Source organism: Nannocystis pusilla (genome assembly GCF_020073745.1).
Taxonomy (GTDB): domain Bacteria; phylum Myxococcota_A; class Polyangia; order Nannocystales; family Nannocystaceae; genus Nannocystis; species Nannocystis radixulma.
Genome location: NZ_JAIRAU010000002.1, coordinates 200,431 through 214,115, shown reverse-complemented (window position 1 = coordinate 214,115; position 13,685 = coordinate 200,431). Strand labels below are relative to the sequence as shown.

General features: G+C 72.5%; 12 protein-coding genes. 7 read left to right on the top strand and 5 right to left on the bottom strand.

The window, feature by feature from the left end; genetic code table 11:
* Positions 1 to 7 precede the first annotated feature (7 nt).
* From K7C98_RS06855 to K7C98_RS06845, 3 genes are read right to left on the bottom strand one after another with little or no spacing between them, the layout of a single operon-like run.
* On the bottom strand, positions 8 to 562 hold the full coding sequence (locus K7C98_RS06855; protein WP_224190753.1) for a 3-hydroxyacyl-ACP dehydratase FabZ family protein: 555 nt from the start codon (positions 560 to 562) through the stop codon (positions 8 to 10).
* Complete coding sequence (locus K7C98_RS06850; RefSeq protein WP_224190752.1) at positions 550 to 1,539, bottom strand: ACP S-malonyltransferase; 990 nt, start codon at positions 1,537 to 1,539, stop codon at positions 550 to 552. Before K7C98_RS06850 ends, K7C98_RS06855 begins: the two co-directional genes overlap by 13 nt.
* 43 nt (positions 1,540 to 1,582) lie before the next feature.
* On the bottom strand, positions 1,583 to 2,839 hold the full coding sequence (locus K7C98_RS06845) for an aminotransferase class I/II-fold pyridoxal phosphate-dependent enzyme (RefSeq protein ID WP_224190751.1): 1,257 nt from the start codon (positions 2,837 to 2,839) through the stop codon (positions 1,583 to 1,585).
* A gap of 455 nt (positions 2,840 to 3,294) precedes the next feature.
* On the opposite strand from K7C98_RS06845, the gene K7C98_RS06840 reads away from it, so the two are divergent.
* The 5 genes from K7C98_RS06840 (at position 3,295) to K7C98_RS06820 (ending at position 9,872) form a co-directional block, all read left to right on the top strand.
* Positions 3,295 to 4,389 (top strand): NAD-dependent epimerase/dehydratase family protein, encoded by a 1,095-nt coding sequence (locus K7C98_RS06840; RefSeq protein WP_224190750.1) that lies wholly within the window; start codon positions 3,295 to 3,297, stop codon positions 4,387 to 4,389.
* 236 nt (positions 4,390 to 4,625) lie between these two features.
* The gene (locus K7C98_RS06835) at positions 4,626 to 5,750 is read left to right on the top strand and encodes a UTP--glucose-1-phosphate uridylyltransferase (RefSeq protein WP_224190749.1); all 1,125 of its coding nucleotides are present in this window, start codon (positions 4,626 to 4,628) and stop codon (positions 5,748 to 5,750) included.
* A 226-nt stretch (positions 5,751 to 5,976) separates the two neighbouring features.
* Positions 5,977 to 6,216 carry a hypothetical protein gene (locus tag K7C98_RS06830; protein WP_224190748.1) on the top strand — a complete coding sequence of 80 codons (240 nt, stop codon included), beginning with the start codon at positions 5,977 to 5,979 and terminating at the stop codon, positions 6,214 to 6,216.
* 613 nt (positions 6,217 to 6,829) lie between these two features.
* Positions 6,830 to 8,419, top strand: coding sequence for a glucose-6-phosphate isomerase (locus tag K7C98_RS06825; protein WP_224190747.1), 1,590 nt, complete (start codon positions 6,830 to 6,832; stop codon positions 8,417 to 8,419).
* 43 nt (positions 8,420 to 8,462) lie between these two features.
* The gene (locus tag K7C98_RS06820) at positions 8,463 to 9,872 is read left to right on the top strand and encodes an MATE family efflux transporter (RefSeq protein WP_224190746.1); all 1,410 of its coding nucleotides are present in this window, start codon (positions 8,463 to 8,465) and stop codon (positions 9,870 to 9,872) included.
* 460 nt (positions 9,873 to 10,332) lie between these two features.
* Here K7C98_RS06820 and meaB read toward each other — a convergent pair whose 3' ends face one another.
* Both meaB and K7C98_RS06810 read right to left on the bottom strand, forming a co-directional pair.
* Positions 10,333 to 11,325: a methylmalonyl Co-A mutase-associated GTPase MeaB gene (meaB, locus tag K7C98_RS06815; protein ID WP_224190745.1), complete on the bottom strand. Its 993-nt coding sequence runs from the start codon at positions 11,323 to 11,325 to the stop codon at positions 10,333 to 10,335.
* Positions 11,326 to 11,543: 218 nt separating this feature from the next.
* On the bottom strand, positions 11,544 to 11,771 hold the full coding sequence (locus tag K7C98_RS06810) for a hypothetical protein (RefSeq protein ID WP_224190744.1): 228 nt from the start codon (positions 11,769 to 11,771) through the stop codon (positions 11,544 to 11,546).
* A 244-nt stretch (positions 11,772 to 12,015) separates the two neighbouring features.
* Between K7C98_RS06810 and K7C98_RS06805 the strand changes: the two genes are divergently transcribed.
* Both K7C98_RS06805 and K7C98_RS06800 read left to right on the top strand, forming a co-directional pair.
* Positions 12,016 to 12,990 carry a 50S ribosomal protein L11 methyltransferase gene (locus K7C98_RS06805; RefSeq protein WP_224190743.1) on the top strand — a complete coding sequence of 325 codons (975 nt, stop codon included), beginning with the start codon at positions 12,016 to 12,018 and terminating at the stop codon, positions 12,988 to 12,990.
* Positions 12,987 to 13,676: an RsmE family RNA methyltransferase gene (locus tag K7C98_RS06800; protein WP_224190742.1), complete on the top strand. Its 690-nt coding sequence runs from the start codon at positions 12,987 to 12,989 to the stop codon at positions 13,674 to 13,676. The genes K7C98_RS06805 and K7C98_RS06800 overlap by 4 nt, the downstream gene beginning before the upstream one ends.
* Positions 13,677 to 13,685 lie beyond the last annotated feature (9 nt).

Below are 13,685 nucleotides of genomic sequence, written 5' to 3'. Positions count from 1 at the left end.
TCTGGGGTCAGTCCATCAGGTAGACCTCGAACACCGCGAGGGCCTGGACCTCCTCGCCGCGGAGGGCCTGACCGACGCAGGTCGAGACGTAGTCGCTGTGCTCGAGCGAGCGGGCGAGCAGCGTCAGCCGGTCGCCCGGGCGGACGCCGCCCTGGAACAGGGCGTGGTGGACCTTGAGCAGCCGCAGCCGCGCCGGGGCGTCGCCCGGATCGATGCTGGCTGTCCCTTTGGCCATGAGGTGCAAGAGACAGATCCCGAGCTGCCCGATCGCCTCGACCAGCAGCACGCCCGGGTACACCGGGTCGCCGGGGAAGTGGCCGGCGAACACGGCGTCGCCGGCGTCGATCGTGCGCACGCCGCGGATCATCCCCGGCACCTCGGCGCCGCGCGGCAGCTCGACCGCGTCGATCGCGTCGACGAACAGGAACGGGTCGCGGTGCGGCAGCATCCGCTCGATGTCCCTGCGGCCGAACTCCACCCGCGTGGAGCCCTCCCCGGGCACGAACACCGGCCGGCGCCGGTGCTGCTTGATCAGCGTGTCCAGGCCGCTCAGCTCGTCCACGACGCCTCCTGAGCCTTGTCCTTGCGCGTCGTCGGCGGCAGGTGCTGGCGCAGCGCCGCGAGCACGCCGGCGAGGTGCCCCGCCGCGTCGTCGCGGCTGTCGGTGGCGTACTTCGGGCGCGTCGACCACTTGCGGTCGAGCAGGTTGTGCAGCACCTGGCGCGGGCCGACCTCGACGAACACCGCGCCCGGGTGGCGCTCGGCGACCCGGTCGATCGACTTGCGCCACAGCACCGGCGTGTGCACGTGCGCCGCGAGCAGGTCGACGAATTCGGCGGTCGTCGGGGCCGGCACGAACTCGCCGCGGCGATTCGGCAGGTACGGCAGCCGCGGCGCGCGGAAGCGGGCCCGCTGCAGGTGCGGGCGCAGGGCCGCGCCCACCGGCTCGAACAGCGACGAGTGCATCGGCACCTGGCGCTCGATGATCGTCGGCACCACGAAGTGCTCGTCCTCCAGCAGCGTCACCGCGGCCTCGACCGCGGCGGCGTCGCCCGACAGCACGTGCTGCCTCGGCGAGTTGAGGTTGACGATCTCGAGCACGCCGAGGCCCTGGCCGCGGATCTGCTCGACCACCTCCTCGAGCGTCTCGAGGTCGAGCGGCTGGACCGAGGCCATCATGCCGCGCGGGCCGGCGTCGTAGGCCTCGCCGCGGGCCTGGACCAGGCGCAGCGCCTCCGGCAGCTCGAGCGCGCCGATGTGCACGAGGTGGTTGTACTCGCCGAGCGACAGCCCCAGCGACAGCTCGGCGTCGACGCCCTCGGCCTGCAACAGGCTGAGCATCATGTGGTTGGCGACGAACACCCCGACCTGGACGTCGACGTTGCGCTCGAACGCCGTCGGGTTGTCCTCGCTGGTGTGGGCGTTGAGGTCGCGGCCGAGGACGTCGCTGCAGACCGCCAGCACCTCGGCCGCGCGGCGATGCAGCCGGGCCAGCTTGCCGAGCATCCCCGGGTAGCGCGAGCTCTGCCCTGGGAACATGAACACCAGCGTCGTCATCGTCGTGCCCCCTGCCCTGTCCCGCTCACTCGGCCGCCTCGTCGACGCGGCCGCGGATGATCGTGTCCTCGAGGATCTCGAGCGCGCGGTCGAGGTCGGCGCGCGTGTGCGCGGCCGTGATCGCGACGCGGAAGCGCAGGCCGTCCTCCGGCACCGAGGGGTAGTCGACCGGCGCGAGGAACAGGCCGCGGCGGTGCAGCGTGCGCGTCAACTCATACAGCCGCCGTCGATCCGATCCGACCATGATCGGCACCACCTGACTCGAACCGTGCCCGAGGTCGAGCCCGATCTGCAGCGCCTTCTCGCGGAAGTAGCGGGTGTTGGCCCACAGCGTCTCGCGCAGCGAATTGTCGCGCGTCGCCACCTCGAGCGCCTTGCGCAGGCCGGCCACCACCGCCGGCGGCAGCGCGCAGCTGAAGCCGTAGGCGTTGATGTAGTAGCGCATGTAGTGCAGCAGCGCGCGCGGCCCGACGGTGAAGCCACCGCAGCCGGCGAACGCCTTGCTGAAGGTCGCGAACTGCAGGCCGATCGACTTCTCGGCGCCGTAGTGCTCGACCACGCCGCGGCCGTTCGCGCCGTACACGAGGATCGAGTGGGCCTCGTCGATCAGCACGCCGACGCCGTGCTTCTCGGCCACCGGCAGCAGCCGCGGCAGGTCGGCCGTGTCGCCGTCCATCGAGTACACGCCCTCGACGACCACCAGCCGGCGCGCGCCCTCGCTGTCGGTCAGCGCCTGGTCGAGCGAGTCGGGATCGTTGTGGTCGAAGAACACCAGCTTGGCGCGCGACAGCTTGACGCCGTCGATCGAGCACAGGTGCGTCTTGGCGTCGAGGACGGCGACGTCGCCCTTGCGCAGCACGCCCGCCAGCGTGCCCATGCCGCCGGCGAAGCCGCTGTTGAAGAGGATGCAGTCCTCCTGGCCGAGGAACGCCGCGAGCTCGCGCTCGAGCCCGCGGTGCAGATCGGACAGCCCCGACAGCAGCGGCGAACCACAAGCCCCGGTGCCGTAGGTGCGCAGGGCCTCCTGCGCCGCCTCGACGACCTCGGGGTGCGTCGCGAGCCCGAGGTAGTTGTACGAGCTGAGGTTGATGACGTCGCTGCGCTCGCCGGCCCGCTCGATCGCCATGCGCGGTGCGACGGCCCCCAGCATGTGGGGCTCGTACATCGACATCGCCCACGAGCCGGCTTCGGCCCACTGCACGAAGCCCTCGGGCGGACAGAGCGGATCGTCGCTGTCCGAGAAGTAGAAGTCGGCCAAACTGTGCTCGGCTTCGCGGCCCATCACGGAACTCCCCTGTACGTCGGGGCCCGGCGTAGTTACAGCGAAAGTATCGCGGCTGTCACGGAAATTTTGTTCGCCAGCGGTTCTTCGGCGCTGTCGAGCACGTGTAGCGCGCGGTGTCGCGTCGCTGCGTGTGTTGCAGAACGCATCGCGCTGGCCTTATCGCCGAACTTTTTAAACCGGTGCATAAGTTGATGCGGGGAAATGCGGTCGCATGCGGCGGGTATGGCCGCTGCTAGTTAATCTCGAGTGCAACAATCTCGCAGGCTCAACGAGCGACCTCGACGGTCTGCTCGCGCATGCGCTCGCGTGTGGACTGCGAAACGCGTCGCACACTGTCTGAATGTCACGCGGGCGCGGACAGCCGACCGCAGAGCGTCGAACGCGTGGCGAAGCTCTCGGGTCCGATGTCACAGCCTTGACGTCGCACCGACCGGGTGGTTATCCCCCGCGTCGTGAGCACGAAGGTGGTCGTCACCGGCGCGAACGGGTTCATCGGCAGTCACCTCGTCGATCGGTTGCTCGCCGAAGGCCACGCGGTGCGGGCGATGGTCCGCGCCGGGGCCAACCTCGACAACCTCGCCGACGCGTTCGCGCGGCCGTTCGGGCGGCCCGAGTTGGTCCACGCGACGCTCGCCGACGTCGACGCGATGACCGCGGCGTTCGACGGCGCCGACGTCGTCTATCACGTGGCCGGACTGACCGCCGCGTTCACGCGCGAGGAGTTCGCGCGGGCCAACGCCGTCGGGGTCGCCAACGTGCTCGCGGCGATCCGCAACGCGCCTCGTCGGCCGCGGAGGCTGGTCTACGTGTCGTCGCTGATGGCCGCCGGCCCCTCGCACCCCGAGGTCGCGCGCCGCGAACACCACGCCCCGCGCGTCGGCTTCACCCTGTACGGCGACAGCAAGCTCGACGGCGAGAAGCTGGTCTTCTTGGCCGCGCGCGCCGGCGACGTCGAGGCCGTGATCGTGCGCCCGCCCGCGGTCTACGGCCCGCGCGACGGCGACATGCTGCAGATGATCCGCTCGGCCAAGTTCGGCGTGATCGCCCAGCCCGGCCTGCGCCCGGCGTGGATGTCGTTCATCCACGCGCTCGACCTCGTCGACGGCATCGCCCGCGCCGGCGCTCGTGGGCGCCCGATCCCCCGCGACGGCGAGCACGCGCTCGACGATCGAGGCTGTCCCTTCGACCATGTCTCGGAGGACCCGTCGCACCCGGCCGGCGCGGGCATCTACTACTTCACCGACGGCCAGCGCAGCACCGTCGTCGGCTTCGGCCGGGCCGCCGCCGCCGCCCTCGGCCGCCGCGCCCTCGCGCTGCCGATGCCGCGCGCGGCCGTGTGGACCGTCGCCGGCATCAACCACGCGATCGGCCGGCTCCGCGGCAAGGCGCCCGTGCTCACCCTCGACAAGGCCCGCGGCAGCATGGCGCCGGGCTGGTGGTGCGACGACAGCAAGGCCGTGCGCGAGCTCGGCTACGCCCCGCAGTGGCCGCTCGCGCGGGGGCTCGAGCACACCGTCGCGTGGGCGCGCGCCGCAGGCCGCCTGTGAGCGCATCAGCATGACCCCAAGCGACCTCGCCGGTCGCGCGTCACCAGCGATGTGGCTCGCGACTGCGAGTCGACGTCGACCTCGCGCCGGGGCCAGTCCGCATCCCCCGCGCAGTCGACGGCCGGCGCCGGGAATCGCCGGGGCCTTCGTCGCCGCGTCTCGATCTCGCGGCCCGCACGTGACCTTCGCCGGCGTCGCTCGACCGATCGACGAACGTGGAGTAAGACCAGCGCGTCATGGTCCGCCCCTCGGTCGCCGACATCGCCTTCGACGCCGCCCTGTTCGACGCCCTCCGTGGCGCCCTGGCTCGCGGCGAGCTGAGCCCCACGCGTTCGCGCTTGCCGGCGCCGCCGCGGCCGCTCGGCGAGGGCGACCTGCTCGACCTCGACCGGGTCGACGCGCGCCCGCGCTGGCGCGAGCGCGGCGAGGCGGCCCTCGGCGCGCGCAAGGTCGCGGCCCTGATCCTCAACGGCGGCATGGCCACCCGCTTCGGCGGCGTGGTCAAGGGCGTGGTGCCGGTGCTGCCCGATCGACCTGACCTTTCGTTCCTGGCCGTCAAGCTAGCCGGGGTCCGCGCCGCCGGCGTCCCCGCGGTCGTCATGCACAGCTTCGCCACGGCCGCCGCCTCCGGCGATCACCTGGCGACCATCGGTTGGTCGGGCGTGCCGGCGGGCGACCGGCTCGAGTTCCTGCAGTCGCTGCTCCCGCGCGTCCTGCCCGACGGCACCCCGCTGCTGAGCCTGCCCGGCGCCGACGTCCTGCCCGACACCACCGTCTACGCCGCGCCCGGCCACGGCGACACCCTCCGCCGCGTGCGTGACAGCGGCGTCGTCGCCGAGCTGCGCGCCCGCGGGGTCGAGCACGTCCTCGTCTCCAACGTCGACAACCTCGGCGCCTCGCTCGACCCGACGATCTTGGGCGCGCACCTCGAGGCCGTCGAGGCCGGCGCCGAGCTCAGCGTCGAGGTCGTCCCGCGCGCCCCCGACGACGCCGGCGGCTGCGTGGCCGAGGTCGACGGCCGCCCGATCATCGTCGAGTCGTTCCGCCTGCCCCCGGGGACAGCCCTCGATCAGTACCCGCACTTCAACACCAACACCCTGTGGATCTCGCTGGCGGCGCTCGAGCGCACGCACCCGCTGACGTGGTTCCCGGTCGAGCGCACGATCGAGTGGCCTGGCCGGGAGGACATGTCCGTCGTGCAATTCGAGCAGTTGATCGGCCAGCTCACCGAGTTCGCGCGCACCGCCTGCCTGCGGGTCGATCGCCGCCGCTTCTTGCCGATCAAGACGCGCGCCGACCTGGCCCGGGCGCGTCCGGCGATGGCCGAGATCGTCCGCGGCGTCGGCCTCGACCCCGGCTGACCGACCGCTTCACCAGGGCACCGGGCAGCTGTTGACAATCCCCACCGTCCAGTAACAACACGCCTCGGGCCGCCGCGGATCCGGCCCGCACATCTCGACGAACTCGACAGGCTCGCAAAACGGGCAGCCATCGATCGCATGATTCGCCGTCTCCGACAGCCGATCGGGACACGCGCTCGGATCGGCGTCCCACAGGCACGCATACACGAGCTGGAGCGGCTCCCTCTTGCCGAACCAGTCGCACGTCACCTCCGCCGGCACATCCGGAAGCACGTCGCAGTCCGGCGCCGGCACCGGCTCCGGCTCGACCGACGAGAGGTCCTCCGCCGGCGCCGGCAAGTCGAGCTTCGGCAGCTCCATCCCCGTCGTCACCGCTCCGCTCGTCGTCACCACTCCGCTCGTCGTCGCGCCGCCGCTCGACGTCACCGTCGTCGACCCCGCATCGCTGCTCGCCTCGGTCGCATGATCGGGCGCCCGCGGCCCACAGCTCGGCGCGAGACAAACTGTCAGCAACACGATCTTCGAGCCCCGGGCGCGCATCACATCCCGCATCATGCCAGCACCGCCCAACCTCGTCGCCCCCCGCTTGCTCGTCCGCCCGAGCTCGTCGCCCAGCACATCGTCGCGCCACGAGCGAGCGCCGGATACCGCGCCCAGAGGTCCGTCCGAGGGATGGCCGGCCCCGGCCGTCCCTCGGGCGGAGTGCACCTGCTCGAAAAGACAGCTCCCAGCGAAGCCCGCGACCGGCGCTCGGGCCACCCACGGGTGGGCCGTGCCAGCGGTCGGGGATGCGGTCCTCCGACCATCCGCAGAGAGATGGGCCCGACGAAGGAGGGTCCATCCGCGAGGACTGGGCGGAGGACCGCATCCCCGGCCGCCCGCGAGGCGCATTCGGCAGTTCGCGAACCCCGAACGCCGGCCCGCCGCGCCCCCCGAACACCAGCCCGCCGCGCCCCCCGAACACCAGCCCGCCAAGAACCCCGAACATCAGCCCACCGGCCCCAGCCGAGGCAGCCGCCCGCCCGCAGCGGCTCGTCGACCCCAGCCGTCCCCGCGCGACGCTGCTATAAAGCGCGCACATGGCCGACACACTCGACCACTACCTCACCTGGCGCCTTTACCGTGCCGAACTCGACATCGAGCTCGACTTCGCCGACGCCCAGCTCGACGAGCCCTCGCTGACCGCCAACGCCTCGCGGCTCGAGGCTGCGCTCGACGCTCTCCACCGGATCGAGGGCGGAGCCGTCGCCAACATCGACGAGGGGCGCATGGTCGGGCACTACTGGCTGCGCGACCCGGAGCGGGCGCCCGACCCCCAGATCGCCGTCGCTATCCACGCCAGCTGGCGGAGCATCGAGGCCTTCGCGGCCGGCGTGCGCAGCGGCCAGATCGCCGGCGACGACGGGCGGCCGTTCACCGGCGCGATCCTCGTCGGGATCGGCGGCAGCGCGCTCGGGCCGCAGCTGCTCGAGGCCGCGTTGACCCCGCGCGACAGCGGGCCCGGCTTCCGCCTGCGCGTGCTCGACAACACCGATCCGGCCGGCATCGCCGACCTGCTCGCAGAGACAGGTACTTTGGCGCAGACGCTGATCCTCGTCGTCTCCAAGTCGGGCTCGACCACCGAGACGCGCAACGGCATGCTCGAGCTGCGGGCCGCGTGTGCGCGCCAGGCCATCGAATTCCCGAAGCGAGCCGTCGCCATCACCATGGAGGGCAGCCAGCTCGACGAACTGGCGACGCGCGAGGGCTGGCTGGCGCGCTTCCCGATGTGGGACTGGGTCGGCGGGCGCACCAGCGTCCTCTCGCCCGTCGGCCTGCTGCCGGCCGCGCTGCTGGGGCACGACTGGCGCGGCCTGCTGCGCGGGGCCGCGGCCATGGACCAGTGGGGCCGCGTGCGCCCGGCGCGGCGCAACCCGGCCGCGCTGCTGGCGTGGCTGTGGTACCAGCAGGGCCAGGGACATGGCCTTCGGGACATGGTCATCCTGCCATACAAAGATCGCCTGTCGCTGCTGTCGCGCTACCTGCAGCAGCTGGTGATGGAGTCGCTGGGCAAGCGGCTCGATCGCCAGGGGCGCGAGGTGTGGCAGGGCCTCGCGGTCTACGGCAACAAGGGCTCGACCGACCAGCACGCCTACGTGCAGCAGCTGCGCGACGGCCTTCACAACTTCTTCGCGGTGTTCGTGCGGGTGCTGCGCGACCTCGACGGCCAGGTCACGGGTCCGGGCCAGGTCGAGGTCGAGCCGCGCGTGAGCTCGGGCGACTGCCTCGACGGCTTCTACCAGGGCACGCGCGCCGCCCTGGCCGAGCGCGGGCGCGCCAGCGCGACGCTCGTGCTGCGCGACGTCGACGCCGCCGCGGTGGGCGCCATGATCGCGCTGTTCGAGCGCGCGGTCGGGATCTACGCCGAGCTGATCGACGTCAACGCCTATCACCAGCCCGGCGTCGAGGCCGGCAAGCAGGCGGCGAAGGGCGTGCTGCAGCTGCAGGGCGCGGTGCTTTCGGCGCTGCCCGGCGGCCCTGGAGGCAAGACCTGTCGCGAGCTCGCCGAGGCGCTCGGCGCCGATCCCGTGGCCGTGTGGCAGGTCTTGCGCCACCTCGCCATCAACGGGCGCGTGAGCGTCGACAGCCTCGTCGATCCGGCGGCTGCCCAGTTCACGCGCGCGCCCTGACGCGCGAGACGGCGCGGGCGCGAGCGAGTATCCTCCCGCGCCCATGTCCACGGCCCCGGGACTCCGCGCGCTCATCACCCTGGCCTGGCCGATCGTGCTCGCACGCTCGGCGCAGTCGGTGATCAGCTTCAGCGACGCCGCGATGGTCGCCCCGCTCGGCGACGACGCGCTCGCGGCCGCGACCACCGGGGCCCTGAACTCGTTCGCGCTCCTCGTGCTGCCGATGGGCATCACGTTCATCGTCCAGAGCTACGCGGCCCAGCTGGCCGGCCAGGGCGACCTCGCCAGCGCGCGCCGCTACGCCTGGTACGGCCTGTGGCTCGCCGCCCTGGCGATGCTCGCAGGCGTCGCTGCGATCCCGGCGATCGACCCGCTCCTCGCGCTGACCGGCCACACGCCGGCGGTGCGCGAGGTGATGGCCGACTACATGGCGATCCGCATGGTCAGCGCCGGCGTGGTCGTCGGCGCCGAGGCGCTCGGCAACTGGTTCGCCGGCCTCGGCGACACGCAGGTGGCGATGCGCGCCAGCTTGACGGCGATGGTCGTCAACATCGTCCTCAACTGGGTCCTGATCTACGGCAACCTCGGCGCGCCGGCCCTCGGGGTCCAGGGCGCCGCGTGGGCCAGCGTGCTCGCCAGCGTCGCCGGCTTCGCCGTCGCCTGCCACGCGTTCTGGCGCGCGCGCAAGCAGTCCGCCGTCGACCCCGCGATGCTCGGCCCCGTCGAACACGCCTTACCTGTCCTTCCAGCCAGCTCGGACGGCCGCCTCAACGCGCGCGAGTTCTCGCGGATGATGCGCTTCGGCCTGCCGAACGGCCTCAACTGGTTCCTCGAGTTCGCGGCCTTCCTGATCTTCATCAACGTCGTGCTCGCCGAGCTCGGGACGGTCGCCGTCGCGGCGCTCATGGCGGTGAGCGCGGTCAACTCGGTGTCGTTCATGCCGGCGTTCGGCCTCGCCTCGGCCGGCGCCGTGCTGGTCGGCCAGGCGATCGGCGGCGGCCACCACGACCAGGTGCCCCGACTCGTGCGCCAGACCTTCTCGGTCGCCGCCTGCTGGCAAGGACTGGTCGGCCTGCTCTACTTCGCCGTCCCGGTGCCGTTGATGATGATCTTCGCCCGCGACGAGGTCGCGGGCTCGAGCGCCGTGGTGGTCCTCGGCGCCCAGCTGCTGGCGATCAGCGCGGTGTGGCAGCTCCTCGACGCCGCCGTGATGACGATCAACGAGGCGCTGCGCGCGGCCGGCGACACGGCGTGGCCGCTCGCGGCCCGCATCACCGTCTCGTGGGCGATCTGGCTGCCGCTGGCGTGGCTCAGCGTGTTCGTGTGGCAGGGCGGCGCGGTCGCGGCGACGTGGAGCATGGTCGTGTACATGGTGTTCCTCGCGCTGGTGCTGGTGCTGCGCTTCCGCAACGGGGCGTGGCGGCGCATCGACCTCACCGGCCAGGGCTCCTAGCGCCTCCCTTTCTCTGGCGAGAAGGACATGTCTTGAGGAGCATTGTCTTTCAGACATGCTTGTTCGGGCATGTCTCTTGTCGCAGGGTGCGGGGCGCGAAGGCCTGGTGCTCGTGCTTCGCGAACTGCCGAATGCGCCTCGCGGGCGGCCGGGGATGCGGTCCTCCGCCCAGTCCTCGCGGATGGACCCTCCTTCGTCGGGCCCATCTCTCTGCGGATGGTCGGAGGACCGCACCCCCGACCGCTGGCACGGCCCACTCGTGGGTGGCCCGAGCGCCGGTCGCGGGCTTCGCTGGAGGCTGTCTCTTCGCGCAGGTACATTCCGCCCGAGGGACGGCCGGGGCCGGCCATCCCTCGGACGGACCTCTGGGCGTCCTATCCGGCGCTCGCTCGCAGCGCGACGATGTGCTGCGCGACGACCTCGCTCCGCGACGATCGACTGCGACAAGGCCGCGTCGGCGTCAGCGGCCGGTGAAGGCGGCGAGCAGTTCGGCGGCGGCGTGGTCGGGGCTGAGGCGGCCGCTGCGGACGGCGGCTTCGAGCTCGGGGCGGCGGGCGAGCACGGCGGGGTCGGCGGCGAAGCGGCGCATCAGTTCGGCCTCGATGGCGCGCCAGAGCCAGTAGACGTGCTGCGCCTCGCGCTGGGCCTGCCAGGCGGGACCTGACTGAAGGGCCAGGCGGTGACGCTCGACGGTCTGCCACAGTGCGGCGAGGCCGGCGCCGGTGACGGAGGAGGTGGTGACGACGGGCACGGACCAGCCGGGGTGCTTGGGGCGGATGAGGCGCATCGCCAGGGCGTACTCGGCGCGGGCTCGCTCGGCGGCGGCGGTGTTGTCGCCGTCGGCCTTGGTGATGGCGAGGATGTCGGCGAGCTCGAGGATCCCGCGCTTGATGCCCTGCAGCTCGTCGCCGGCGCCGGCGAGCATGAGGACGAGGAAGCAGTCGACGAGCTGGGCGACCATGACCTCGGACTGGCCGACGCCGACTGTCTCGACGAGGACGACGTCGAAGCCGGACGCTTCACACAAGAGCACGGTCTCGCGGGTGTGACGCGCGACGCCGCCGAGCTCGCCGAGCGAGGGCGAAGGCCGGATGAAGGCGCGAGGCTCGCGGGCCAGCTCCTGCATGCGCGTCTTGTCGCCGAGGATGCTGCCGCCGCTGCGCACGGAGCTGGGATCGACGGCCAGGACGGCGACGCGGCGGCCGAGGTCCCGCACGAGGTGAAGACCGAGCGCCTCGATCAGGGTGCTCTTGCCGGCCCCGGGACTGCCGGTCACGCCGACGCGCAGCGAGCCGCCGGCGTCGGCCTGCAGCTCGGCCACCAGCTCGCGCGCGAGCGCCTGATCGTCGGCGCGCTGGCTCTCGACCAACGTGATCGCCCGCGCCAGCACCGCCCGCTCGCCTGCCCTCACCCCCGCCGCGTACGCCTCGACGCTGAGCCGCCCCCGTGCCATCGCCGCCGCACCATACCCGCAGGCCGGTCGGCGCGACAAGCGGCGCGCGTCGAAACTGTCTCTTGGGACCTGTCCCGTACTGCCGAGACACGGACGCGAGAGCGACGACGTCGGCGAGGCGTGCCCGCGGTCAGAAAGCTCGACAGCCGACGCGGACGGCGCCGGCTCTCGCAAGGCGAAAGGCTCTATCAGGCTGCTCGCACGCGGCGGCTGGCGCGTCAGGGCGCCGCAGACGCTTGAGCGGCGGCACCACGGCTGGTCGGGCGGCTGTAGAACAGGGTGATGGTCAGGCAGTGAAACTCGCTGTCGGAGCTCTGGGTGACCACCTTGTCGACGATCTCCACGCCGGGGTTGGCCTCGAGCCACTCGTTGATGCGATCGCTGATCTGCTCGCGCTCCCAAGCCTTGGTCGCCGAGAACACTTTGACTCCCGTAAATGCCACCATGTGCCTCTCCCTCTTGCAGCGCCCGGGGGATGATGCGTCACAGCCAACCCCTCATGGGTCGCCGTCGCCGGAGGCGCCGCCCAGATCTGGCCCCGAGGTATGGCAGAGGCTCCGGGGCGAATAAAGTTAAAAAGTGCGCACGGGCCCGCGGGCCGCGTGTCCGGAGCAGCCTATGCCGTTTTTGTAATTGAGCATGCAATTTGATCCGTCGAGTCTGCGACGAACTCGCCTACACTGCCGCGCCATGCGAGAGACAGCAGAGACGAGCGCCGAACCGTGGGCGACGCTTTTGGTCCAGCTCCGCGGCCGGTCCGAGGACGACGGCGCGAGCGATGGCATCGACCCCACGGAGCTGGCGGAGGCGTCGGAGCGGCTCGAGGCGCTGGCGACGCTCATCGCCGAGGACCCGCGCGCCGCGGGCGTCGAGACGCGTGACGCGTCGACCCTCGGCAGTCGGTGCGAGATCCCCGAGTTGACGATTTACACCACCCCCGACGGCCTCGAGGGCCTCGTCGCCGAGGTCGAGCGCCTCGCCGCCGAGCTGCGCCTGGCGCTGCGGCTGACCCCGGCGGTCCGCACCGACGACGACTGGCGCGACACGTGGAAGCAGTTCTACGCGCCGATCGTGTTCGCGGCCGCGAGCACGACGCTGCTGGTGCGGCCGAGCTGGATCGATCGCAAGGACGGCGACCCCGAGCTCGAGCTGGTCCTCGATCCGGGCCGCGCGTTCGGGACCGGGCAGCACGAGACGACGCGGCTCTGCCTCGAGGTGCTGGTCGCCCTGGCCGAGGCCGGCGCCCGCCCCGACCGCGTGCTCGACCTCGGCTGCGGCTCGGGGATCCTGGCCCTCGCGGCGGCGCGGCTGTTCCCGCGGGCCGCCGTGGTCGCCGCCGACAACGACCCCGACGCCGCCGACACCGCCGCCGAGAACGCCGCCGCCAACGCGCTCGAAGACCGGCTCGAGATCCGGGCCGCGACCGTACTGGAACTTTCGGACAGCTTCGATCTGATCCTCGCCAACATCCGCCCGGGCGTGCTGATCCCGATCGCCGGCGAGGTCGCCCGTCGCCTCGCGCCCGGCGGGACGGTGGTCCTGAGCGGCGTGCTCGGCGAGGAGGCCGAGGCGGTGCTCGCGGCCTACGCGGCGGCGGGGCTCGAGCAGGTCGATCGCCGCGACCTCGCCGAGTGGTGCGCGCTGGTGCTGCGGGCCGCCCGATGAGCACGCGGGTGTTCGTCGGCGCGCCGGCCGATCCGGCGCACGTGCTGCTCGACGCCGGCGAGTCGCACTACCTCCGCCGCGTGCGGCGGGTGGCCGACGGCGCGAGGATCGACGCGATCGACGATCGCGGCGGCCTGTGGACCGCCGAGGTCGTCGGCGGCGACGCGCGCGGCACGGTGGTGCGCCTCGTGACCGAGCGGGCGGCGCCGCAGCCGGCCCGCGAGGTCGTGGTCCTGCTCGGGATGCCGGAGCCGGCCGCGGTGCTCGACCTGTTGCCGGGGCTGTGCGAGCTCGGGGTCGCCGAGGTCGTGCTGGTCCGCTGCGCCCGCAGCCAGGGCGCGGCGCCCGGCGCCGACCGGATCGCGCGGGTGCTGCGGGCGGCGCAGCGACAGTGCGGGCGACCGCGCCGGCCCGCGATCTCGGGCCCCGTGGATCTCCGCGAGGCGACGACCCGGCGCGCCGACCTCCCGGGTTTGTTCGCGTGGGAGGAGTTGCGCGCGACATCGAGCGACGCACTGATCGTCAGCGCCGGTGCGCGCGTGTGCGTCGGCCCCGAGGGCGGCTTCACCCCCGACGAGGCCAGCGCTCTGCTCGCCGCGGGCTTCCGCGCGCTCAGCCTCGGGCCCTACACGCTGCGCACCGAGACCGCGGCGCTGGTCGCTGTCGCTCGCGTCATGTTCGCCTGAGCGGCCGCG